Origin of the sequence: Wolbachia endosymbiont (group B) of Erebia ligea, from assembly GCF_947179575.1 — a bacterium.
Classification (GTDB): domain Bacteria; phylum Pseudomonadota; class Alphaproteobacteria; order Rickettsiales; family Anaplasmataceae; genus Wolbachia; species Wolbachia pipientis_C.
Genome location: NZ_CAMXBW010000002.1, coordinates 465,087 through 489,917, shown reverse-complemented (window position 1 = coordinate 489,917; position 24,831 = coordinate 465,087). Strand labels below are relative to the sequence as shown.

17 protein-coding genes and 1 pseudogene are annotated in these 24,831 nt (G+C 34.1%); 9 read left to right on the top strand and 9 right to left on the bottom strand.

The features are described from left to right. The first annotated feature begins 406 nt into the window (after positions 1–406). Entirely contained in the window at positions 407–2,821 is a 2,415-nt protein-coding gene (locus OM962_RS02915; protein ID WP_264330752.1) for a hypothetical protein, read from the top strand. Positions 2,822–2,841: 20 nt separating this feature from the next. Here the strand turns inward: OM962_RS02915 and tnpC are convergent. From tnpC to OM962_RS02885, 6 genes and pseudogenes are all read right to left on the bottom strand, one after another. Then, a pseudogene (tnpC, locus tag OM962_RS02910) lies at positions 2,842–4,193 on the bottom strand (IS66 family transposase). 199 nt (positions 4,194–4,392) lie between these two features. Continuing rightward, the gene (gene plsY / locus OM962_RS02905; RefSeq protein WP_264330751.1) at positions 4,393–4,968 is read right to left on the bottom strand and encodes a glycerol-3-phosphate 1-O-acyltransferase PlsY; all 576 of its coding nucleotides are present in this window, start codon (positions 4,966–4,968) and stop codon (positions 4,393–4,395) included. Between the two features lie 237 nt (positions 4,969–5,205). Further along, positions 5,206–6,672 (bottom strand): alanine/glycine:cation symporter family protein, encoded by a 1,467-nt coding sequence (locus OM962_RS02900; protein WP_319606742.1) that lies wholly within the window; start codon positions 6,670–6,672, stop codon positions 5,206–5,208. Positions 6,673–6,674: 2 nt separating this feature from the next. Next, positions 6,675–8,009 carry an alanine/glycine:cation symporter family protein gene (locus OM962_RS02895; RefSeq protein WP_264330749.1) on the bottom strand — a complete coding sequence of 445 codons (1,335 nt, stop codon included), beginning with the start codon at positions 8,007–8,009 and terminating at the stop codon, positions 6,675–6,677. An 8-nt stretch (positions 8,010–8,017) separates the two neighbouring features. After that, the gene (locus OM962_RS02890) at positions 8,018–8,803 is read right to left on the bottom strand and encodes a CDP-alcohol phosphatidyltransferase family protein (RefSeq protein ID WP_264330748.1); all 786 of its coding nucleotides are present in this window, start codon (positions 8,801–8,803) and stop codon (positions 8,018–8,020) included. Continuing rightward, the gene (locus tag OM962_RS02885; RefSeq protein WP_264330747.1) at positions 8,800–9,483 is read right to left on the bottom strand and encodes a phosphatidylserine decarboxylase; all 684 of its coding nucleotides are present in this window, start codon (positions 9,481–9,483) and stop codon (positions 8,800–8,802) included. The genes OM962_RS02890 and OM962_RS02885 overlap by 4 nt, the downstream gene beginning before the upstream one ends. 218 nt (positions 9,484–9,701) lie before the next feature. Between OM962_RS02885 and OM962_RS02880 the strand changes: the two genes are divergently transcribed. The 7 genes from OM962_RS02880 to OM962_RS02850 all read left to right on the top strand — a co-directional run bounded on the left by OM962_RS02880 (position 9,702) and on the right by OM962_RS02850 (position 20,622). After that, entirely contained in the window at positions 9,702–10,568 is an 867-nt protein-coding gene (locus OM962_RS02880; protein ID WP_264330746.1) for an ankyrin repeat domain-containing protein, read from the top strand. A 76-nt stretch (positions 10,569–10,644) separates the two neighbouring features. Beyond that, positions 10,645–10,974 (top strand): hypothetical protein, encoded by a 330-nt coding sequence (locus tag OM962_RS02875; RefSeq protein ID WP_264330745.1) that lies wholly within the window; start codon positions 10,645–10,647, stop codon positions 10,972–10,974. After that, a complete protein-coding gene (locus OM962_RS02870; RefSeq protein WP_264330744.1) occupies positions 10,975–11,877 on the top strand; it encodes a hypothetical protein in 903 nt (300 codons plus the stop codon). A 221-nt stretch (positions 11,878–12,098) separates the two neighbouring features. Next, positions 12,099–14,471, top strand: a complete 2,373-nt coding sequence (gene gyrB / locus OM962_RS02865; RefSeq protein ID WP_264330743.1) for a DNA topoisomerase (ATP-hydrolyzing) subunit B — start codon at positions 12,099–12,101, stop codon at positions 14,469–14,471. Between the two features lie 185 nt (positions 14,472–14,656). After that, on the top strand, positions 14,657–16,123 hold the full coding sequence (gatA, locus tag OM962_RS02860; protein WP_264330742.1) for an Asp-tRNA(Asn)/Glu-tRNA(Gln) amidotransferase subunit GatA: 1,467 nt from the start codon (positions 14,657–14,659) through the stop codon (positions 16,121–16,123). 111 nt (positions 16,124–16,234) lie between these two features. Next, positions 16,235–18,763 carry a DNA polymerase I gene (polA, locus tag OM962_RS02855; protein ID WP_264330741.1) on the top strand — a complete coding sequence of 843 codons (2,529 nt, stop codon included), beginning with the start codon at positions 16,235–16,237 and terminating at the stop codon, positions 18,761–18,763. 899 nt (positions 18,764–19,662) lie between these two features. Beyond that, positions 19,663–20,622, top strand: coding sequence for a hypothetical protein (locus OM962_RS02850; RefSeq protein WP_264330740.1), 960 nt, complete (start codon positions 19,663–19,665; stop codon positions 20,620–20,622). A 37-nt stretch (positions 20,623–20,659) separates the two neighbouring features. Here the strand turns inward: OM962_RS02850 and OM962_RS02845 are convergent, their stop codons facing one another. Together OM962_RS02845 and OM962_RS02840 are read right to left on the bottom strand one after the other, a co-directional pair. Then, on the bottom strand, positions 20,660–21,442 hold the full coding sequence (locus tag OM962_RS02845) for an exodeoxyribonuclease III (protein ID WP_264330739.1): 783 nt from the start codon (positions 21,440–21,442) through the stop codon (positions 20,660–20,662). Next, complete coding sequence (locus OM962_RS02840; protein WP_264330738.1) at positions 21,442–22,149, bottom strand: uroporphyrinogen-III synthase; 708 nt, start codon at positions 22,147–22,149, stop codon at positions 21,442–21,444. Before OM962_RS02840 ends, OM962_RS02845 begins: the two co-directional genes overlap by 1 nt. 213 nt (positions 22,150–22,362) lie before the next feature. Between OM962_RS02840 and OM962_RS02835 the strand changes: the two genes are divergently transcribed. After that, positions 22,363–23,595: an IS256 family transposase gene (locus OM962_RS02835; RefSeq protein ID WP_264330447.1), complete on the top strand. Its 1,233-nt coding sequence runs from the start codon at positions 22,363–22,365 to the stop codon at positions 23,593–23,595. Here OM962_RS02835 and OM962_RS02830 read toward each other — a convergent pair. After that, complete coding sequence (locus OM962_RS02830; RefSeq protein ID WP_264330737.1) at positions 23,592–24,788, bottom strand: cysteine desulfurase family protein; 1,197 nt, start codon at positions 24,786–24,788, stop codon at positions 23,592–23,594. The two genes, OM962_RS02835 and OM962_RS02830, sit on opposite strands and share 4 nt — an antisense overlap. Positions 24,789–24,831 lie beyond the last annotated feature (43 nt).

Below are 24,831 nucleotides of genomic sequence, written 5' to 3'. Positions count from 1 at the left end.
ATAAGAGTATTTATCCTTGTTTTTGATCTGCGCGGGTTCAACAACAAAAATTCAGTAAAAAACTCAGATATTTATTGGCAAATTACATAAAAATTATAGCGGCTGCATGTCTTTTTTATTTTTTCTACATTCAGCCAAATCGCGCTTGTTAGCACATTATTACAACGCCAATTTACATTGTTATAGGGTCAAAACTCGCTACATAGGGATTTTTTTGCCTTTTTTAAAATTGATAAATTTCTTAATATTTATAATTCCGTTACTTGTTAGCAGCCACCTAAGGTCAGCTATAGAATTTTAGCCACATTCTAAATGTTACATATTAAGTTAACTATCTATACTTTTTTATTAAGATATAAATTATACCAATATGAGAATTTACGTTTTTTTTCAGATGAGTCACTTTATGCTTGATATTGTAAAGACTAATAAATTAGAGGTTAGAATTATGACAATTAATCAACAAGTAAATAAAAATATAACTAAAGAAGAATATTTTAACGATAAGCATGTTATAGAAGTTAAAGATTTAAATATTAAAGTAGAGGTTTATTCTCACGATTTAAGAGCAAGTAAAGTTGCTAAAATTGAAAGTGAAATAAGAGAAACAGCTACTAATTTTAAAGATGCATTTAAGTTGGAGCCTGGTAGCTCAGAACAAACGTTCAAAATTTATGTGTTTGATGATAAGGCTGATTACACTCATCTTGGCGGAAGCGAACGTTTTGGTTCTTACCTTGGAGATGAGGGTGGTAAATGTTACTACAAAGGAGAAGCTGATGTTTTTGCTGAGATGTATGTCTATCAGCAAGGTGGCGTTCATAACCTTCAGCATGAATTTGCACATGGTTTAACTTACTTGGCTACAGGAGGAAAATCTCTACCTACAGTATTAATGGAGGGAATTGCAGATTACTTTGAACATCATTCAGATCACAAGTTCAATGCTCAAGGGTCAAGCATTGATAAAACTGAAGCCGCAAATTTGGATCTAGGTGGAATTTTAAATTTACAATACTCAGCCAATGGTGAAGAAAACAGTTTAGTGTATAAAACTGGTCATGCGTTGATAATGTACTTACAGGAAAAAGATCCTAGTTTATTAAGAGACTACCTAGATGCTTTACGTCAAGGTAACTCAGATGAATCAAAAAGTTTCTTGAAAGACATAAAAGGACATGATGCTGACTTCAAAAGTTGGCTTGCTGAGAATGATACAGAAACTGCAATGGAACATCTCAACGCTTTGCAAGTTACAAAAGGAGATTTTATAGCAACTGGTCAAGAAATAGTGGGTGGAGAAATTAAAAACATATCCTACTATAAAGCAAATATAGAAAAGATAGATGGAGAAAACGTTGGAAGTTTTTCTCCTGTAGAACATGTTGCATTTTATGATGTTGCTCGTGCTATTAATAGGGCAACAAATGATAACCTCGATATATCAAAGGAATATCATTTCTTAAAGGCAGTAAAAACTACTGATGGGCAGGTTAAGCTGACTTACTCTGATCAACAAGGTAATGAATATCAAAACAGTCAAGAGTATAAAATGCAAGCTTTGAGGATATTATCAAAACATGGTGAAGATCTTAGAAAATCTTACTATGATGGGAAAGAAGACTTAGATAAGCAGAAGGATATAAAATATAATGATGTGTTGAAAAGCCTGCGTGAACAGGAAGAAACACAGCGTCATGATGCATACGAGCAATACAAAAGAGGAGAGATCTCTTATGAGAAATTTGTAGAAAAATGCAATTCAGCCAGCACTAATTATCATAATGAAGATAAGAGATTATATAATGCTACACAGGACAAATATACACAACTGAAAGATGATTTGCTTGATAAAACCATAAACGCTGGCTTGAAACAAGTAAAAGAAACTCAGAACATTGACGTAGAAAAGATGTTAGAAGAGATGGTTAATATCGATCCAAACCTAATCAGAGGTGCTCATATTAATCTACAAGAAGGTAAAGTTTTCTCTATCAAAGCTCTTGGTCACGGAGATATGGGTGCACTATCTATATATGATGGGAATACAAAGCTTGGAGAGTTGTCGAGCGAATCGGGCTTTTTTAAGCAAGTTGAAGGTCAAACTAAAGAAACTTTTGTTTTTGAGGACATATTGCACAACTTGAATACTCAATATGACGGTGGTGCTTATATGGCTATTACAAAAGAAAATGGTCATTATAAAGCTTCTCTGATAGATGGCAGAACAGTTGAACGTGATGAATACTTTGATGAAGCACATTTACATGAAAATGAATTGTTGCATCCTAGCACTGGACACATTCAAAAAGATTTAGATTCTCTGCTTCTTAGAGGGACCAAAATTCTAAATCATCAGGATTCAAAGCATGCTCAATATTCTGATGAGCAAAGAGAAAGCGGCGTAATCGTAGAAAAAGGAACATTATTGGATGATAAAGGGACTGATAGAACAGACGACGATGTATACGAAGCGGTTGTAAAGCAAGGAGGCGAAAATCTACATGCATTCAAAAATATGGGTTTCTATATTACTGAAGAGATAAAAAATGAAAGAGGTGAAGTTATAAATGAAAGTAACTTGTTCATTCATGATCATGGAAAAAACGTAAGGTTTCAATTGCCAGGCAATGTTACTCACCTAAAATTGGTGGAAAAAGATGGACAATATAAATTAGCACCATCTGATTCTGAAGGAAGAGAATATAGTAGCATACCAGACGAATACAAATATATTGACCCAGTATTTGCACATGAATATGAAAAGAGAGATTATTCTCATAAACATATAAATGTGGGCCTTATAAACTTAGAAAAATAGTATCCGTTCAGAGGTGTGGTTTAAGAAACAACAGCTAGCAGGTTTTGAAAAGGGTTTAATTCCTTTTGTTTCCAAGTCAGATACAACGAAATTATCCGCTCAAGAAATCTATTCCCTCGCTCTGACTGTGCAAAATATGAATTCTTACGATAGACAACATAATGCCGTATCTGTCGCTCAACATGGTTATTCGTTAATGGAATATTCTCTGGGTCATCCAAAAATGTCCACATCATTGACTCGGATTTTATAATACCCTTTACCGTTCGTGAAGCTCCTTTTGCTTCAAGTATATAAGATATTTTTATCATGCAGTACTGTATGTATCTTCGTAATTCTTTAGCTTGCTTAGTGAACTTTGAAATACTAATTTCATTTTCTGACAAAGCGTTTTTTAATACAAACAATCCATTAGCTGCGTCTTTTAAACAATGGCCAAGTCTCATTACTTCACTATTCCAACTATGAGATAACCTCTCGAAATTTCTCAATAAGTGAGCCCAACAAATTTGTCGTTTTTCATCACTGAAGTGGTTGTAAACTGCATATCTGTCAGTAATTACCAGGTTTTTGTAATCACAAAATGCACTATTCTTTAAAAATTTCATTCCTCTTGTATCTGCTAACTTCATAAGACTTGCTTTATTGTTGGCAAACATCCAGCACCATCCCAATTTGCCTTTGTTGTAGTGACTGGTTTCATCAATATGCAAAATTTCGCTTGCTTTTATTTCTTCCTCTATTTGTTCATAGGCTTCTTTACATTTTGACGAAACCCTTGCTTCACTATTGGACACACTACCAACACTTATACTCATGTTAAAGATGTCTTTCATAATATTCGCTATTTCTCGCTTTGAATTCTTATAAAACCCACTTAGTGATGCAACTACTGACTTAACTCTAGGACCAAAGGTATCCGGTGTAACTCCTTCTGGTAATTTGCTACTCCTTCTTTTTCCGCATTTACGACAGCGACCATGTTCTAATTGATACTCAACTACGTAAGGCTTAATTTCTGGTAAATCAACTTTTTGATAGACATATGGTTTTTCCGATATTGCGATTTCTTCACCACACTCGCATCTATTTGGTAACTCTACCTTCACCACTCATCTGCTTCCATTTTAGCTCGGCAATTCCCCTTATGTCCAACTTGACCACCTATCTTCCTGCCGCCCTCTGACTTATCTTCTGGTGTGTCTTTTTTTATTTTGTACAGCTCTTTTGAACTTGGTAAAGATGAATTCCTTGAGTTTAAGCCGAGTCTCTCTCTTAGTTCAGCATTCTCTATTTCTAAGATTTTATTTTTTTCTTCAATCTTTGCTACTTTCTGCTCTAAGTTTTTACATAACTCTACAATACTGATCAACAATTGAAGCATCTAGCCTTACTTTACTATCAACATTTTGTGTTATTACTACTTTAATATATTATGTCAATTGTTTTTTATCCTTGCCACACCTCTGAACGGATACGTAAAAATTACAATCTTAAATAAAGAAGATAAAATAATACCATCAAGCAGTTTATCTCGTAGTTTAAGTGTCAGTGATTTAACATCTCATTGCTTATAAAAACTTATGCTCTCTGCCTTGCAGAAGATTTGCAATATTTTTGTAATGCTTCAAGAAAATTAATATCGCTACAGTGAGTAATATAAGGAATAACTCCTTTTGAAAAAAGAAAGATGCTATAACAGCTGCTGCAGTAGCAGCCAAGGAAGCAAGAGAGGAGTACCGAAAGATAAAAAATACTATTAGCCAGACAAATACAAATGCTAATGCTATAGAAATGTTAAGTGCTATCAAAACTCCCAAAGTTGTTGCAACTCCCTTTCCTCCATTGAACCTTAGCCAAATAGGAAAGATATGCCCTAGAACTGCTAAAATTGCAGATACATATATATAAAAATCGTTATTATCACAAAATTGTTGTGCTGTATAAACTGCGATAAACCCTTTAGAGGTATCCAGAAATAACGCAATAGCAGCAAGAAATTTATTTCCTGTCCTTGCAACATTTGTAGCGCCAATGTTTCCTGAACCTACTTCTCTTAAATTTATACCATTTATTTTTGCAATAATTAAGCTAAACGGTATTGAACCTAGTATGTAGGATAATATAAGAATTATATATTTCTCCATTATTCTAGCATCCTCTCTCTTGTCATCCCAGTGCGTGACACTGGGATCCAGCGAACTTTATTCGCAAACGAATCTAGTAGATAAATATAAAATTTTACATTAAAATATAACACTACGGTGGAACTATATGCAAAATAGATCCCAGTGTCACGCACTGGGATGACAAAAGGGAATTTTGCTATGAAAAGAAGATGGCACTGGAATGACATCTGTTGTTGTACCTTCATATGCCAGAATTTAATTAATTTTATTATTCCTTAGCCTTTTTAGATAACATTGGACTTCATTGTTAATCTGATTGCTAAACAGTATAAGTGCTGTCATATTGATGAGTGCTAAACAAGAGAATAAAGCCCCACCAATATTAGCAATAGCCATTATATCTTTAGACAAACCTGACAAAAATGCAACTACTACCACCGCTATACGATATATTACTACACTTTTTACACCAAACAAATACAGCCATCCCATTTCACAACAATATACAAATGAAATTACTGAGGAAAACGCAAACAAAGGCGCAGCGATGGTTAAAAGTATAGGAAACCAAGAAGAAACTGTTTCAAATGCTTTTTGGGTGATCAATATTCCCTCGCCAATGCCGGTCTGGTATGCACCTGTTATTACTATTGTTATTCCTGTCAAGCAACAAATTAACATTGTATCAAAGCATGGTTCTATCATCGCAACCAGCCCAGTTCTAACTGGCTCCTCATCTTTAGCTACAGCGTGAGTAATTGAGGCAGAACCAACACCTGCTTCACTAGCAAAAATTGCTCTTTGAATTCCAGCAACAAATGCTCCTACTACTCCTCCACCAACAGCATTGAAGTCTATCATACTGGAAAACAATATTTTCAATGTATTGCTAAAATTGTGAATATTGAATGCAATGATTGTGACACAGCTCAAAATATATATGAGTGACATAATAGGAACTAGTGCAGAAGATACTCTAGCTATTCTCCTTATTCCACCGATAATTACCAGAGCAAGTAACGTAGAAATTATGGAAGAGAGAAACCAAGGATGACCATCTATCCAATTTGAATAGCCAGATAATATTGAAACCATTTGGTTAGTCTGAAATGCCACACTTCCACCAAGACCTGATAATATAAAAAACACTGCATATATTGCAGCTAGGACAATACCAAGTTTCTTAAATCCAAATTTCTCTAGTCCATTTCTTATATATTGAAAGGGACCACTGAATAACTGCTCCTGGCCTTCTGTTCTGTGTCTGAATGCTAAAGTTACTTCAGCAAACTTTGCAGACATACCAAAAAAACCTGTAATCATCATCCAAGGTACCGCTCCTGGCCCTCCCATTGAAATTGCGATTGCAACACCAGCAACAGTTCCAAGGCCTACTGTGCTTGACAGCGCGGTTACAAATGCCTGAAAATGCGTAATGTGACCATCATGATGATCTGTGTCATATTTTCCACATAAAATAGCGAACGCATGCTTAAACATCCTTATGTTGAGAAATCTAAAACGTAGTGTTAGAAATATATAACCAAAGGCCAATAAAAGAATTATAAATGGTACGTAAAAGATCTTGAAAAACAACACTTCATTCATGAAGTTGCTTACTCCATTTAATGCAGTGTCATAACTTTTATGAAAAATTGAAGCAGCGTATACATCATTAAATGGTAGGCAAAATAACACCATATAAAGCATTCTATAAATCATGTTTAATACCTTTTGTAATAAGAGTCTATTGTATTTAAGACTTCCCTTCTCAGTAGATATATCACAACAGCATTTGGGATCATAAGGCACATAAACAGGCTATCACCTAAATAAGATATAAATTCTATATTTTTTGATATACAGCTGATATACACTGAACCTACTATAAAAAACTGAAACAATATCAGTACTTTTTTGTTACCAAATAAGTACACTAGGGCAACTTCACAGTAGTAATAGTAAGCTATTATTGTGGAAAATGCAAAGGAAAACATTATCAGCGGAAGAGCTAGCTTGCTAAATAAAGGCAAGCCTGTTGAAAATGCTGAGCTAACTAACGTAATATCACCTACGGTATTAGTGCTATGCATATCGGTGATAATTATCACAATACCAGTCAAAAATGAGACTAATATTGTGTCTACAAATGGTGCAATCATTGCAACACTTCCAACTTTAACTGGGTCTTTCTCTTTTACAATCGAATGTGCTATAGCTGCTGTTCCAGTACCTGCTTCATTAGCAAACACTGACCTTCTTACCCCTGCTATTAATCCACTCAATACTCCACCTCCTATAGCTGATTTGTTAAAGATATCTTGAAATATTATAGATAGAGCATTCAGTAGATTATTTCCGTTTACACAGATTAAATATATACACATGCCTATATATAACATTATCATGATCGGCCCTAAACCTGTTGCAACTAAAGCAATTCGCTTTATTCCTCCCAGTATTACAATTAATACAAATAGCGAGATAATAACAGATGTGTTGTATTCAAATAAGTTACTTGACAACGCTGCAATTTGATTTGCCTGAAATGGTATGCCGCCTAGAATCATTGCAACAAGCAGCATAACTGCGTAGATAAATGCAAGGAATTTGCCAGTCTTCATAAATCCAATCTTTGCAAGTCCATGTTCCATATAATAAAAAGCCCCACCAGTTGTGTTTTCAGAGCGATGAGTAAATGCAAGCACTACTTCAGCAAATTTTATTGACATGCCAAGTACCCCGGTAATTATCATCCAAAAAACTGCACTTGGCCCCCCTATTGTAATAGCTATTGCAACTCCTGATATTGTTCCAAGACCAACTGTTCCTGAAATTACCGTTGCAAATGCCTGAATGTGGGTGATTATGCCGTTATTATTATGGCTCTCTAGGTTGAATAGTGTTTGTATCCCATGTTTGAACAACCTAAAGTTAATGAATTTGAATCGAATCGTACAAAAAACCCCAGTTGCAATTACCCAAATAATTATAAATGGTATGTTGAATATCTTTATATATAAAAAAGAGTTTAATAGATCAGTTACTTTTATAATCATGCTGCTCACTATTTTTTATATAGCTGACTAGTTTTATATGCGTAATGTATATAAAGTCCGGTACTTATTGGAATAGTCAAGATATAAACTGCACCTAAAATTGGTAGTGTTATCCAGGGCTTACTTATAAAAAATATGATCAATATTCCAAAAAATGACACAAATATATAAGATAAACTTTTAGGGACAGAAATGTATTTTGCAGAGAAAGTTGGAATATGACTTATCGAAAAAAATGAAATGGCCAAAAAGTAACAAGCTGTATTCTTTACGTTAAAAAATTGCTCTATAAGAAGTAAATATTCACTTTCATGAGATTGAAAGGTAATAATTATTGGAAACAGAACAAGTAAAGCGCATACAGGAGCTGGAACACCAGAAAAGAAAAATTTTTTCCAGTATACTTGCTCTAAATGTAGCGAAACATTGAATCTTGCAAGTCTTATTGATATGCAGATTACATATATCATTACTAAAATCCATCCTACAACTTTAATTTCATTTAACTTCCAAAAATATAAAAGAAAAGCAGGTGCTGAACCAAAATTTAGAAAATCTGCAAAAGAATCGAGTTGTGCTCCAAAATCGCTAGTTGATTTTAAAATTCTGGCTATCCTGCCGTCCATTCCATCTATTATTGCTGCAATGATAATAAAAATTGCTGAAAATTCCCATTGTTCATTAAATGTGAATTTAAGTGAAGTAAGGCCAGCACATAAACCTAATAAAGTTATAAAGTTTGGGAATAACTTGGTAATAGGTAAAAATTTACTGTTACTTTCATCGTTATTCATATAACATCAAAAGTAAGCTTCTCTTGTTTATTAAAATCTGCTATAACTGTCTCACCGCCAATAACAGTTTGCCCTTCTGAAACTCTTACTTCTATTCCAGCGGGAATATAAATATTTACTCTGCTACCAAATCTTATAATTCCAAATCGTTCACCTACTTTTACGCTCTGAGATGTCCTCAAATTACAAACAATGCGGCGTGCAATAAATCCAGCTATTTGCTCTACAATGATTTCTTTTCCCTTCTCATATTCAATCGCAATAACCTGCTTTTCATTCTCATTACTAGACCTATTGCTTATTGCGGAAACAAACTTGCCTTTTTTATAACTCATTTCCTTTATTGTACCAGATATTGGTATACGATTAACGTGGACATTCAAAACACTTAGAAATATGCTAACAAGCGTAAACTTCCTTTCTTCTTCATTCTCTTCTGATAAAGAGTAACTAACTTCTTCTATCTTTGAAATTACACCATCAGCAGGACTTAATATAAAGTCCTTATTGTTTGGTACAGCTCTTGCTGGATCACGAAAAAAATAGGTACATAATAACGTTGGAAATAAGCAAGTAATTCCAGCTCCCCAAGATATAGAGAATGCTATACATGTTACGATAAAGGAAACAACTATAAATAAATAACCTTCTCTGTTTATATTAGGCAAACCAAGGCACATAATTTATTCTCGATAATTCATTATTAACAATTTATCATTTATAATTTCTCATGAAAAGCTTTTTTTCACTTCTTCACTTTTGGAATGCTTATATAAGCATTGATGGATATTAAATCTTTAATAAAAATTAAAGATTTTTAGCTGTTGTTAATATTATTTTAATAAAAAATTAATAATAATTCTTGATAATGTATGAATCATTATGTTCGTAATTTCGTATGACAGGGGAAATAGAAAAAGATGAATCTCCTTCCTTATACTCTGCAATTCGGATGGGTGATATTGAAGCTACAGAGCTGCTAATAAAGTTTGGTGCAAATGTCAATGATAATTATGAACGTAATCGTACACCACTACATATTGCTATCGGGTATAAGCAGTTTGAAATAGCGAAATTGCTGATAAATAACGGAGCAAACGTTAACGCAAAAACTGAAAATCATGGCAAAGATGACTTAACACCAATGCACCTTGCAATTTTTGCAAACACGCCAGAGTTTATAGAATTGCTAGCTAGCAATGGTGCGTCAATTGATGAAAGAGAAAGCACTGAAGGACATACACCTTTTCACCTTGCTGCTTTATATGGAAATAAAAGTGTAATACAAGCCTTAGTTGATAAGGGACAGAATATTGAAGATATTGATAATAATGGGCGTACAGCTTTATTTTTAGCTATTAGGCAATGCACTGGAGCAGAGGGTGATAGCAGAATAGAAGTTATCGAGTATTTGATAAATAAACTCAAAGCAGACATAACGAAAAAAGATAATAATAACAACACAATACTTTTTCCTGCTGCTAATAATTGTCCTGGAAAGGTAGTAAAATTCATTATTGAACAATATGTAGAAAGTTTTGGTAAAGACAAATTAAAAGATTTTATCAATCACAAAAATAAAGCTGGTATGGATGCTTTGGATATTGCGCTCAATAGCGGAAATGAAGAAGCCATTGAAGTACTTAGCTCATATGGAGCAGATATCGAGAATAAAGCAACTCCCAAGATTACTGTAGAAAAACCAAATAGTACCTTAGATGGAGCAGAAAGTGTAGAAGTGGTATCCCCAATTAAGCAAAAATAAAAGCAGCTCTAAATTTCTTGCTTTATTTAAATTCTTTCTATAGCATGATATATTAATGTTAGAATGGGGGTGTGTTATGTTTGTAGGTCAAAATAATAATCAACAGCAAAATAGAAATAGAGTACAGGCTTTAATAGAAAGAGTGCAAAATGCTTACAACAACACTAATAAAATTAAAAGATTCATTAATATAGTTTTATTAGTAAGTATGATTCCTTCATTTTTTCTTCTTGTACAGCTCTCTTTGTATTTATCATTAGTAAATTATTTTTTCAAACCAAGGGAAAATGAAAAAAGATTATCAGCGTGGCCAAAAAATGTTATTAGAATAACATTAAGCATTTTTTTAATTATAAACATTATTAATTCCTGTGTGCTTTTGGTACTGCCTATATTGTGCTTATAGTTGCTAAACAAATCACTCATTGAAGAAATACAGCAGTTTAACTATTTAATACAACAAATTCCAGAGGAAGAAAGGCCTATTTTCTTTCAAGATTTAGCAGCCATTCCTTTTATGGCACAAACTACTCATGATCCAAGTGCAGTTGCTAGTATAAACTTGAGTGTTGATAGACTCATAGAAAAGTATAAAGAGAATTTAAGCAAAGATGAATTCTATGTACAGCTAAATAGAGGCAACACAACCGACATTGAAGAGTACATCAAACAGTCAAATGAATTTACAGAAGGCGATAAATCTCATGCACTTGAATGCTTAAGATTTATCAATAGAACAGGAGATAATTTTGAAGACAATCATAGTAAGTTAACACTAAAGCAAGCAGCTATTTTGTGTTGGAAAGCCTGCAATGATAGAAATACAGGTACAGAAAATCAAAGAACTCCTTTGAATGATGAAGACATAAAAAACAGAAAAGATATGTTTTTAAAAGGTCTTGTAGACGCTGCAACAACTTACGGTAATCAAGGTCAAAGTTGTGCAGGTGGAACATACAATAAATTATTTGAGTCTTTATCTGGCTTACATCCATCAGTGGTTATTACACTCGATGGAGAAGAGGCTAGAGCAATGATAAAAGAAACGATCACACAAAAATTCCCTGAAATGGCCAGAGCCAATTTCACCAATTTCTCTGGAAAAGAACAAGAAAGGATCCGTAGCGAGTTACCAGAGTTATCATCTGAAACAGTAAGGTATATTATGACTACGCATTCAGCTCTTGAGAGAAGGTGTCAAGAGTTCAGCAATAGATTAAACAATGATAAAAAGAATGAAATATTAGAAGAGTGTATGAGCAACTTATCCTGTGTTGAGCTAGAAAGTCCAATTGAAAGAAGAAGGTAAATTGTATTTGATTGTAGCCATTTATCTTGAAATATGAAGCAGAGTTTTGTATGATTATTTGAACTTAAGTTTATGTATTGAAATAACATGTAAAACCACTCCGTGTAGGTGATACGTTATGTTTTATCTACATGTCAAGGATTCTTCTCTCAACTTAAAGATGTTGCTAATCAGCACATACAAATGTAATATTAATTAATATTTATAAATAAAGCAATTCCATGGAAAGTAACTACAACGCTGACGCAATAAAAATCCTAAGAGGTCTTGATGCTGTGAGAAAGCGTCCGGGTATGTACATTGGTGATACTGATGATGGATCTGGTCTGCACCATATGGTGTATGAAGTTGTTGACAATGCGATAGATGAGTCTTTAGCTGGGTATTGCAGTAAGATTGAAGTTAGCATAAATGAAGATGGTTCAGTTTCTGTAACCGACAACGGTCGTGGCATTCCAACAGACATTCACCCAGAGGAAGGGATATCAGCAGCAGAAGTGATAATGACCCAATTACATGCAGGAGGTAAATTTGACAGCAATACCTATAAGGTTTCTGGAGGATTACATGGTGTTGGAATTTCAGTTGTTAATGCGTTATCGAGTTGGCTGGAATTAACCATCTGGCGCAATAAGAAGGAATATTTCATGCGCTTTGAAGATGGTGAGTCTATTGAATCTTTAAAGGTAATTAATGAAAACACAAATAAAAGAGGAACTAGAGTAACGTTTATGCCATCAACGGGGACTTTTAGTAGTATTGATTTTAGTTACTCCACTCTTGAGAGTCGCATCAGAGAATTGGCATTTTTAAACTCAAATATTGAGATCATTTTGCTTGATCTCCGTAATAAACCACATGTAAAGTCTCATTTTAACGATAGTAAAGAGTCTGAAGATAATTTTGGTACAGCTAATTTTGTACGGTACTTAGACAAAAATAAGACACATGTTACTAAAATTGCCAGCATTAGAGATAATGTAAAAGATCTAGGTACCAGTGTAGAAATATCAATGGAGTGGAATGATTCCTACTATGAGAATATGCTATGCTTCACAAATAATATAAGACAACGGGATGGTGGTACGCATTTGGCAGGGTTTAGATCTGCACTAACCAGATGTATCAATAACTATGCAAACAATGAAGGTTTTTTGAAGAAGGCAAAAGTGAATTTGACTGGAGAAGATGTTAGAGAAGGCTTAACTTGTGTTTTATCTCTCAAGATGCCTGATCCTAAATTTTCTTCACAGACAAAAGATAAATTGGTCAGTTCTGAAGCGCGGGCAGTTGTAGAGAGCATAGTTTTTGACAAGTTGAGTACAATACTTGAAACTGACCCCAAGTTAGCAGCAAGTATAGTAGAAAGAGCGATTAGGTCAGCAAAAGGAAGAGAAGCCGCAAGAAAAGCACGAGAGTTAGTTAAAAATAAAAACAATATTAATATTGCAACTCTACCTGGAAAGCTTGCCGATTGTCAGGAAAAAGTTCCTGAGTTATCGGAATTGTTTATAGTAGAGGGTAATTCCGCAGGTGGTACTGCAAAGCAGGGACGTAATCGTAAAACACAGGCGGTACTTGCTTTAAGAGGGAAAATTCTAAACGTAGAACGTGCAGGGCTGGATCGTATTTTTTCATCTGCAGAAATTGGCTCTCTGATCACGGCAATTGGAGCTGGAATAGGGAGTGAGCACTTCGATATTGAAAAAACTAGGTATCATAAAATTATCATTATGACAGACGCAGATGTTGATGGCTCGCATATAAGAACTTTGATTCTAACTTTCTTTTTTAGACATATGCGTGAAGTAATTGAAAAAGGATATTTATACATAGCGCAGCCACCGCTCTATAAAGTTACAAAAAATGCTAAAGATACTTATATCAAAGATGATGAAACTTTTGAAGAGTATATAGTAAATTCAGCGATTAAAAAATTAACATTAAATGGTGTAGGCAAAGATTTGCGTTTCGTTTTGAATAAGTGCCTCAGTATTTCAAACATTAGCAAAAATTATGATAGGGAAATACCAAAAGATCTCTTAGAATCATTGCTAATTTTAAGCAAAAAGAATGCTCTATTGTCTGCTGATGAGATATTAAAATATTTAAAATTGATGTATAGTGAATATACTTGGGAAGTAGAAGTAAAAGATGAGGAAATTCACATTGCTAAATTGTTTCAAGGGTTAGCAGACAAATATGTATTCTCGCTTAGTATGCTTGAAAGTAAAGAAATACGGAATATATTGAGTTCTCTTGATAACATAATTGATTTATTTGATGGTGATTCATTTTTACAGTCGCAAGAAACTGAAATAAAAATAAAGTCTCCAAGTGCACTTGCAAAAATAGTGATGGATTATGGTAAAAAAGGTTTAACTCTGCAGAGATTTAAAGGCCTTGGTGAAATGAATGCTGATCAGCTTTGGGAAACTACACTCAATCCAGAAACTAGAACTCTGCTAAAAGTTGAAATAAAAGATTGTGAAGAAGCAGATAGCATATTCTCGGTGCTAATGGGTGATATAGTTGAACCACGTCGTGACTTTATAAATAACAATGCACTTAACGTGCATGATGTTGATATTTGATTTTAGAAACGCTAAACCCTTATGGCTTAGCATTGTGTGCCAAACTGGCTATTTAAAACGTACTACTAACTAATCCATTTCAGAAATCTGAATTGATCTCGGTTGTATTCCCGTTTTCGATCATAAATATATAGATTTTCTGTCCTATTGTTGTTATAATTAATGCCTCGCTAAATTGAATATTAATGAATGAATTGAGAAGGCTCACTATTACAGAGATGCATGATGGACTAAGGCGGGGGGATTTTTCTGCTGTTGAGCTTGTAGAAACGCATGTTAGTGCAGTTGAAAATGAGCAACTAAATGCATTTGTAACAAAAACCCCAGAAATCGCGATAAAAGCTGCTAAAATAGCAGATGAATACTTTTTGAAACAAAAAGATAATATTTCATCACTTATGGGCATACCAGTTGGTGTTAAAGATTTATTCTGTACACAAGGAATAAAAACAACAGCATGCTCAAAAATGCTGGAAAATTTCATCCCGACTTATGAATCTACGGTATCTAATGTGCTTTTAAAAAGTGGAGCAGCCATGCTTGGTAAACTTAACATGGATGAATTTGCTATGGGCTCTGCGAACACAAATAGCTATTTTGGTCCTGTTAAAAATGTATGGATTAGAAAAAGTGACGGAGAAAAAGTTGTTCCTGGTGGATCATCTGGTGGATCTGCAGCATCAGTTGCTGGGTTTTTATGCGCTGGAGCATTAGGAAGCGATACTGGTGGGTCTGTACGTCAACCAGCAGCTTATTGCGGAGTAGTGGGAATAAAGCCAACTTATGGAAGGTGTTCGCGTTTTGGTATGATTGCGTTTGCAAGTTCTCTCGATCAAGCAGGAGTAATTACTCGTTCCGTTTCTGATTCAGCGTTAATGCTGGAAACAATTTGTGGCTATGATGAAAAAGATTCAATATCGAGCGAAAGACCAGTGCCTAAATTCTCTAATCTTATAAATGGTGATATCAAGGGTAAGCGCATTGGTATACCAAAAGAATATAGAATGGATGGAATTTCAGAAGAAATCGTTCATCATTGGGAAAAAGTTTCTTCCAATTTAAAAGAAAATGGTGCTGAAGTTATTGACATTACTCTGCCTCATACTAAATATGCGATACCGGTTTACTATCTAATTTGTTCTGCTGAAACTTCATCTAATCTTGCTCGCTATGATGGTGTACGTTACGGATTTAGGGTTGATGCTGATACCCTTGAAGAAATGTATTCGCTAACAAGAGCAGAAGGTTTTGGTAAAGAAGTGAAAAGGAGAATTTTAATTGGTTCTTATGCGCTTTCTTCAGATCATTACAATGAGTATTATGAAAAAGCACAGTGCATTAGGGCATTAATCAGAAATGATTTTACAAAAGCGTTTGAAAAAATAGATTACATATTTGTGCCATCTGCTCCAACAGAAGCTTTTGGCTTAAATGAAAAGCCAGACCCGCTAATTATGTGCATCAATGATGTGTTTACCGTGCCGGCAAGCTTAGCAGGGTTACCTGCTATTTCTGTTCCTGTTGGACTTTCCAATGAAGGCTTACCACTTGCTTTGCAAGTAATTGGAAATTATTACGATGAAGCTGGAATATTAAATATGGCAAGTGTGATAGAGCAAAATTGTGGCAGAATAGTTAATTCCCTTACGTAATATGTTTTCTTATAGTAACTATAGCATTATGATTATTTTGGCTATAGGAAACAAGAGCTTGATTTTTATAGCTAAATAACAGACCATCAAAGGCACACATAAATATCTACAATGAAAGAAAAAACTTTCACAATCATTGATGGTTATGGTTTTCTTTTCAGGGCTTACTATGTCTTACATCATTTAACTACCACAGCTGGTATTCCAGTAGGTGCTGTGTACGGTTTTCTTAATATGGTTCTGAAGTATATTCCCCATTCGGACTACTTAACTATAGCACTTGATTCTGGCAAAAAAAATTTCAGGCACAGTTTGTATTCTGAGTACAAAGCAAACAGAGTAACACCTCCTGAGGATCTAATTCCACAATTTACAATACTGAGAGAAGCGGTAGAAGCTTTTAACTTTAGCTATGAAGAGATTGAAGGCTATGAAGCAGATGACATAATTGCAACACTAGCTGCAAAATATGCCAACCACGAAGACTTTAAAGTAGTAGTAGTCTCATCAGATAAAGACTTATTTCAACTTTTGAATTACAACATTCTAATATTTGATCCTATCAAAAATATATACGTAGATGAAAAACAAGTGATAGAAAAATTTGGTGTAAATTCAAATAAGCTTCTTGATTTATTTTCTCTAACTGGAGATGCATCTGATAACATTCCAGGCGTTCCAGGAATAGGGCCAAAGACTGCAGCTAAATTACTAGATGAATTTGATTCATTGGATAACGTTATAGAAAACATCAATAACATTGAGCAAACAAGAGTTCGTAATATTCTTACTGAGCATAAGGAAAAAGCACTAATTTCAAGAGAACTTTTGTCACTATGCAAAAAAGTAGATCTTCAACATGATATTGTAAAATATGAAGTCCATCCTCCAAATATGGAAAAATTGTTATCCTTTTTGAAGAAATATGAATTTAATTCATTGATAGGAAAAGTAGAAAAGCTCTTTTCTTATAGTGGATCTAGCACAAAAGAGAAAATAGAATATAGTAGTGAAGAATTAGAAAAATTTTTGGAGTATTGCAGATATGAAGGTAAAATTGCAATTCATTGCCACTTTGAAAACAATAGATTGAATAAAATCTCCTTATCTTGTAGTGAGGATAATATTTTCTACATAGATCAAAGCTGCCTACAAGATGCACTTACTATAATAAATTCAACTTTATTTTCAAATGGGGTGCTTAAAATAGTACATGATATTAGAAAGATCAGAGAAATATTTCCTACAATAGAGAGAGTGCTAGGCTCAATTGATGACCTGATGATCATGTCATACAGCCTTGACACAGGTAAGCATGATCACAGCATTCCAAACATAATTGCACACAATTTAAGTAAAAATGTAGAAACTTTCTCGGCAAAAATTTTAATAGCGATCCATGAGAAACTGACACAAAGATTATTTCAGGAAAAACTTTTTACGATTTACGAGCGCTTTGATAGACCTCTTATGAAAGTAATATTTGATATGGAGCAAAATGGAATACTGCTCAATATTCAAAAACTACAGGAATTGTCTGATAAGTTTGAGCAGCTAATTGCTGTACTTGAAAACGATATACATAATTTAGCAGGAGAAAAATTCAACATTGCATCGCCAAAACAATTAAGTGATGTTTTGTTTAATAAAATGGAGCTAAGTAAAAAGAAAAAGTCAAAATCTGGGTCTTATAGCACAAACTCTAAAGTTCTAGAGGCACTTGAAGAGGAGGGGATAGAAATCGCAGGTAAAATTTTAAGTTGGCGACATTCAAGTAAATTAAAGGGTACCTATACTGACGCGTTAATAAAACAGGTTGATCCGCTTGATGGTAGGATACATACAAGCTTTTCAATCACTGTGACTGCAACTGGAAGGCTGAGCTCTAGCAATCCTAATTTACAAAATATTCCTATCAGAAGCGAAGAAGGTAGTCTTATCAGGCAAGCGTTTATTGCGCCAAAAGGGTGCAAGATAATTTCTGCAGACTATTCGCAAATAGAATTAAGACTCCTGGCACATGTGGCAGATGTTGCGGCATTTAAAGAAGCTTTTGCAAATAGGGAAGATATTCATGATATTACCGCAAGACAAGTTTTTGGAGTTCGAGAAATAGATGAGCAATTAAGACGCAAAGCAAAAACCATTAATTTTGGAATTATATATGGAATTAGTCCATTTGGCCTTGCAAAGCGACTTGGAATTACCTTTCAAGAGGCTGCTGAATACATTAATTATTATTTTTCTTGTTACCCAGAAATAAAGGTCTATACGGAAAAAGCAGTATCTATTGCTAGACAGCATGGTTATGTAGAAACTTTGTTTGGCAGAAGATGTTTTGTAAGAGACATAAATAATAAAATTCCTTATCTAAGACAATTTGCAGAAAGGGCAGCAATCAATGCACCGCTGCAAGGAACCGCCGCTGATATAATAAGACGTGCAATGATTCAGCTTTTTGATCAATTGAAAACAGGTAAAATAATCCTCCAAGTCCACGATGAGCTACTAGTTGAAGTAGAGGACGACAAGGTACAAGAAACAGCAAAACTTATGAAAGACGTAATGGAAAATGCGATAGAAATCTCTATACCACTTGAAGTAGAAATAAAAATTAGCGACAACTGGGGCTTTTCTTAATTATGTTGCACACTCTAAGAACATATCTTGAAAGGACCTAAGTAGTATCTGTTCAGATGCATGGCTAATGTGTAAATATTGAAGTAAAAATAATGTCATCCCAGTGCTTGACACTGGGATCCAAATTGCTCACAAGCAACCTAATCATAGATATTAAAAGCAACGCTTTCAATGAGACTACAAAAGGCTGGATTCCAGTGTCAAGCACTGGAATGACACCTTGTTGTTGTAGATTCACTTTTACCTTATTTTACCACACCCCTGAACGGATGCCTTGAGTAGTTAATTTCGTAAGTATAATAGTAGTCATATTAAAGAGTTATTGAAGTAAGGAGAGCACGCTCATACGTCACGCAAACAACGTTTGGGAATAATCTAAGGTTCTGTGATATCAGCAGCTTTCTTGGCAATAACATCCCGCTTTCAGTAAATAGTGATTTTGTAATTTTCCTATATATTAGAAAAATTTTTATTTTAATTAGTGTTAAACCATAGGCGCCTATTGATTTTTAGCTAAAGTAAAGGTCAAATATCTGGAATTCTGGACATAAAATCCCCCTGTGTGAAAAAGATTAGAAAAAAGTGCAGCGCACATACGACAGAAATTAAGCACACTTACATGCTCTGAAGAATACGCTTTTTGATTAAAAGTTTGACTGAAAAGTCTGCAGACAAAGATAGATTTTGAGCTCTTAAAATATCTCTAACTGTAATTATAATCAGATTTAAAATATATGGAAGCAATTTTTTACGTTCCCTTATCACTTATATCATTTGTTACTCTTCTATTTTTTGCTTTATTCTTTTCTTTTTTCCCTTTCAAGATAGGTTCTAAGAAATTTGAACTAATGTGAAAAATATGCTATAATTAAAACATAGGTTAGTACGAATAGATCATTATGACAGTTCCAAAAGCAAAAAATAAGCCTTTAGAGTCATCTACTCAGGTGAACGGGCAAAATGAGATGCTCTTCAAGAAGGAACATAAGGAAATTTACGATTGCTTTGTAAAAGTATTAGAAGTTAAAGCCAAATTAAGGGAGAACAAAGGAATAACTGATTATTTTATATCAGCTTATAAGGACATACTACTTAATAATGTCAATCCAAAAGATATAAAATCACTCAGTGAGGAGAATTTTTGTCAGTTTTTACTTTCTGTATTTAAAGAAGTTAGAGAGAAAAAATTAGCGAACAAAGAGAATGTCAAGAATGTTGAAATAAAGAAATTAGTAGATGATTGTGTAGCTGATATACGTGGTACAGAAGCTAAGGATTCACTAATAAAACTTGTTGGGTTACCATTGGGAATAAAAATAGACCCGAAAAATATTTCTGGCTCCTTTATGGATGGAGTGAAAGAAAAAATACCATTTTTAGGTGGGGATAAAAAAGAAGAGGATGAACCACTACTTAGTGATGAAGAGATGGTAACAAAGTTCTTACGTAAAGTTTTTCTTCCTATTCTTTTTTCCATTGCTTCAATATTAATTTTTGGTCCTACTACACTTGCGATAGTTGCTGCTGTTATTGGTACAATATTTGCTGTAAAGGGAGGAGTTGAGGTTCTTTTTTCAAATAATAGTCCAGGTACTTTATATGACCCTAGCTCACCAGATAAAGATGATACAGAAAAGAGAGCAAAATTGAATGAAAAAATTCACAAGGGTATTGATGATATTTTAAAAACCCCAATTGAAAGCTCTCTTGAAACAATTGCTGACGGGAGTAAAAAGCAACCTACTCTGGAACAAGCTCCTCAGGTAGGAAATAAAGGGGGTGAGCAGCTTACTATGCTTGATGGAAAAATTACTATAGATCAGCCAGCCAAAAGCACAGAAAAGACAGCAGTCAAGTAAGACCTATTTGCCAAAGGTGAATTGTGTAATAGGTCTTTTATTGTTTTATAACACATACAACGGGAGTATGATCAGATGGGTTTTCTAGTTTACGCAACCTATCATCTATGTAACATATTTCCAATTTATCTGCAGCTTGTGGCGATAATAGCATATAATCTATTCGCATTCCTTGATTGTTTCTGAGTGAATTGCCTTGATAATTCCACCAAGTGAATTGTTGCAAATTTGGGTGAGATATTCTAAACGCGTCTTTAAATCCAAGATTCAAGATTCCTCTTAACTTCTCACGCTCTTTTATATGAAAGCACACTTGGCCATTTAATAAATTTGAATCAAAAACATCAATTTCATCCAGTGCAACATTATAATCGCCAGCTATGATGGTTAACTCTTCATTCTTCAACAAAGTGCCCATCCTTTCATATAGGTTATCAAAAAACTTGAGTTTATACTCAAACGTATGAGAGTCTGGGCTTTGACCGTTTGGAATGTATACACTTCCTACCCTTACCTTATTGTTGGTGTGTTTTATCACACACTCTATATAACGTGCTTCTTGATGACTTTCCACAATATCAATTTTAAACTTCTCCAGTATTGGATATTTAGATAAAACACAAACGCCATTTCTTGCAACCTGTCCATAGATAGCATATTCATATTCTAATTCTTCTATTTCTGCATAAGGAAATTGCTCTTCCGTACATTTTATCTCTTGCAGCAAAACTATATCTATCTGACTATCAACTATAAAACTACAAAGTTGGTTAATTCTTTTACGTATGGAGTTTACATTCCAAGTTGCAATCTTTAGCATCAACAATCCTTATTAATTATATCAATTAAACTCTCCCCTGTAGGCAACCTCGATGTTATAATTTTTTTCCACTTGATTAACTTTAAACTATCAGCAATGTTTTTACTCATGGTATATGCAACTGTATTATTCATCACAGGAGATAGCCCACTTTTTAGAACTAATGAACAAAATACCCTTGCAGTTTGTGAGGAAAAAAAAGCAACGCTATCAATTTTACCGTCCAATAGTAAATTTTTACACCTATTAGTTAGACTCCTTTTAGTAATTGTTTTATAGAGTACAACTTCTCTTACGTTAAAACCTTCTTCAGATAATCTCTTTTTTAGGTCACATGATACTTCTTGTCCCCTTATATATAAGAACTTTATTGTATTTGAATAATGAGATTTTATGAATGATATCAGACCATCAACGTTGCTGTCTGCTGAGATTATATCGGAAAATCCCAAATTTTTTGCAGCCTGCATAGTTGAATTACCAACCGTAATAATTGGAAAGCCATACTCTTTACATATTTGACTGAAAGCCTTTACACTGTTTTTACTTGTAGATATCACAACGTCAAATTCATACGTAGATATATCAGGATTTAAGTACTTTATTGTGAATACTGGCTCTATAAAAACTTTGTATCCATATTTTTTTAGCGTGCTTCTTGTGCTCAACGAATCTAATAAAGGCCTTGTCAATAAAATAGACTTCATTCTGGTTTATTTCACTAGCAGTAAAATAATATCCCTTATACACAAATTATTGAATAAAAACTTTTATTTTTTAAGTTTCTTGCGTAACCTATGAAAAAGGCAAGAGAAACTCAATAGTTGGCCTAGTAATAAAAAATTGATCGGGAACGTTCAAAAAAGTGTGTCAAACCGAGAAGTAAAGTAATAAATTGATATAAAAAATGGAGGTTTGATATGAGTCAAGCAAATAGAACTAATGGGTTGGTAGATTATAAAGAATTAGAAACAAATATCCTGTCATCTATACGAGAAGGAAAACCATTGACAGGAAAAGATGGAGCATTAACACCGTTTATAAAAAGGTTGCTAGAGGCAAGTCTGGAAGGTGAAATAGAAAACCACATGTCAGCTAAAAGTGAAGAAAATAACCGAAGAAATGGGAGAAACGCAAAAACTTTACGCACGAGTGGAGGCTCATTTGAGCTGCTAACACCAAGAGATAGGGAGGGAAGTTTTGAACCACAAATAGTTAGAAAAAGGCAAACAAGCCTACATCCAGAACTTGAAGCAAAGGTATTAAGTACATACGCCAGTGGCATGGGATACAGAGACATAGCTTCACACGTTGAGGAAATATATGACCACAAAATATCAGCAGCAGAGATATCCAGTATTACTGATAAACTGCTACCAATAATCAATGAATGGCGCAGCCGTCCACTGCAATCAGTATATCCAATAGTGTTCATGGATGGCATGTTTTTTAAGGTTAAGGAGGATGGACATTGTGTAAGCAAGTGTATGTATAACATATTAGGCATAGATCAAAATGGCAGAAAAGAAGTATTAGGTTTTTATTTGGCTGAAAGTGAGGGAGCTAATTTCTGGTTGGGAGTGCTAAATGACCTCAAAGAAAGAGGAGTAGAAGATATTCTAATTGCCTGCATTGATGGGCTAAAAAGCTTTTCTACAGCTATAAATAGTATATTTCCTAAAGCAGAAGTACAACTATGTATAGTGCATCAGATAAGGAATTCACTGAAATATGTATCTAGCAAAGATGTAAAAGTTTTCATGAATGATTTGAAAAAAATATATCGTGCTTCAAGTAAAGAAATTGCCGAAAATTATTTGCTTGAACTGGAGGAAAAATGGGGCGAAAAGTATCCATTAGTCATAAAATCTTGGCAGAATAATTGGGAAAATTTGTCCAGTTATTTTAAGTATTCAGGTCCTGTTAGGAGGCTAATTTATACCACTAATCCTATTGAGGGACTGCACAGACAGATTAGAAAATTTACTAAAACCAAAGGCTCATTTACTAATACAAATGCCTTGTATAAACAGGTATATTGTGCTATAAAAAAAGTAGAGCAAAAATGGGCTATGGCTTTACCTAATTGGGCTTTAACTATATCTCAACTTGATATCTTTTTTCCTGATAGATTAAAAATTGAGTTGAATTAAAAATACGGTTTGACACACTTTTTTGAACGTTCCCTTTTTGCATTTACTAAAGCATTCTTCTTATAGACACTATACCAACAATCCACTATTTTTTCTATGTCTCGCGGTTTAACCTCTGGACCTATACTGATTCTAATTGAACATTCTGCTTGCTCTTTTGTTGCTCCCATTGCAAGCAAAACATGAGAAGGTCCAACTTTTCCAGAAGAACATGCAGAACCATTGCTGACTGCAATATTATTTAAGTCAAAGTGCATGAGCTGCAGATCATTCTTCACTCTCGGCATATAAATGAAACTTGTATTTGGCAATCTTTTAGAATTTCTGCCAAAGATCTTGATATCACTGACAAGACTTAATAACCCACACTCCAATTGATCACGCAGCTTCTCTACTTCATCCATCTTTGATAGAAGATCTGGAATGTTTTGCAATGCAGCAGAAAGACCTACTATTGCAATAATATTTTCTGTACCACCACGCAATCCTTTTTCTTGCCCACCACCTATTATAGTAGGTTCTATTACAAGCTTTTTGTCAAATATTAAAACTCCACTACCTGCTATACCACCAAATTTGTGAGCAGATAAAGTAAGTAAATCCACTTCTAAATCTTCCATATTTAATTCGATTTTCCCAACACTTTGAGCAGCGTCAGTGTGACAGATTGCCCCGAATTTATGTGCCATTTTAGCTATTTCCTTAACAGGCTGGATAACTCCAGTTTCGTTATTAGACATCATCACTGAAATTATTACTTTATTCCCTTCAAGTTCGCTTAGAATTTTTTCTAGCTCTAAAAAGTCAACAATACCCTCTTGATTAACGGGTATTATATGTGGATTATATGCAGAATTAAGAATTGAAGGATGCTCTGTAGCTGAAATTACATGCAGATAGCCTTTTATTCCTCTCATGACGAGGTTGTTTGCTTCAGTTGCACCAGACGTAAAAACTATTTCTTTATCATCTGGAATGCTAAGAGCATCACGTACGTTATCTCTTGCCTCTTTAAGAATCTTCCTCGCTTCTTGTCCTCTTTTATGCAGGGATGATGGATTTAGTGTTTGTTTTGACAAAATCTCAAGTATACTTTTTTTTACATTTTTACTCACTGGAGCAGTTGCATTATAATCAGCATACATGTAACTACTATCTTCCAGGGAGAATAAACTCACAGGCTTATTTGTCACTTACCATCAACCAATTATGTATGTTAACTTTAACACAATAAAA

Excerpts from the sequence above, each read along its gene's own strand:
- OM962_RS02915 (WP_264330752.1), top strand. The coding sequence starts at position 407 with ATGCTTGATATTGTAAAGACTAATAAATTAGAGGTTAGAATTATGACA.
- OM962_RS02900 (WP_319606742.1), bottom strand. The coding sequence starts at position 6,672 with ATGATTTATAGAATGCTTTATATGGTGTTATTTTGCCTACCATTTAAT.
- polA (WP_264330741.1), top strand. The coding sequence starts at position 16,235 with ATGAAAGAAAAAACTTTCACAATCATTGATGGTTATGGTTTTCTTTTC.
- OM962_RS02885 (WP_264330747.1), bottom strand. The coding sequence starts at position 9,483 with ATGTGCCTTGGTTTGCCTAATATAAACAGAGAAGGTTATTTATTTATA.
- plsY (WP_264330751.1), bottom strand. The coding sequence starts at position 4,968 with ATGGAGAAATATATAATTCTTATATTATCCTACATACTAGGTTCAATA.
- gyrB (WP_264330743.1), top strand. The coding sequence starts at position 12,099 with ATGGAAAGTAACTACAACGCTGACGCAATAAAAATCCTAAGAGGTCTT.
- OM962_RS02850 (WP_264330740.1), top strand. The coding sequence starts at position 19,663 with ATGACAGTTCCAAAAGCAAAAAATAAGCCTTTAGAGTCATCTACTCAG.
- OM962_RS02845 (WP_264330739.1), bottom strand. The coding sequence starts at position 21,442 with ATGCTAAAGATTGCAACTTGGAATGTAAACTCCATACGTAAAAGAATT.
- OM962_RS02890 (WP_264330748.1), bottom strand. The coding sequence starts at position 8,803 with ATGAATAACGATGAAAGTAACAGTAAATTTTTACCTATTACCAAGTTA.
- OM962_RS02880 (WP_264330746.1), top strand. The coding sequence starts at position 9,702 with ATGACAGGGGAAATAGAAAAAGATGAATCTCCTTCCTTATACTCTGCA.
- OM962_RS02875 (WP_264330745.1), top strand. The coding sequence starts at position 10,645 with ATGTTTGTAGGTCAAAATAATAATCAACAGCAAAATAGAAATAGAGTA.
- OM962_RS02835 (WP_264330447.1), top strand. The coding sequence starts at position 22,363 with ATGAGTCAAGCAAATAGAACTAATGGGTTGGTAGATTATAAAGAATTA.
- gatA (WP_264330742.1), top strand. The coding sequence starts at position 14,657 with ATGAATGAATTGAGAAGGCTCACTATTACAGAGATGCATGATGGACTA.
- OM962_RS02840 (WP_264330738.1), bottom strand. The coding sequence starts at position 22,149 with ATGAAGTCTATTTTATTGACAAGGCCTTTATTAGATTCGTTGAGCACA.
- OM962_RS02895 (WP_264330749.1), bottom strand. The coding sequence starts at position 8,009 with ATGATTATAAAAGTAACTGATCTATTAAACTCTTTTTTATATATAAAG.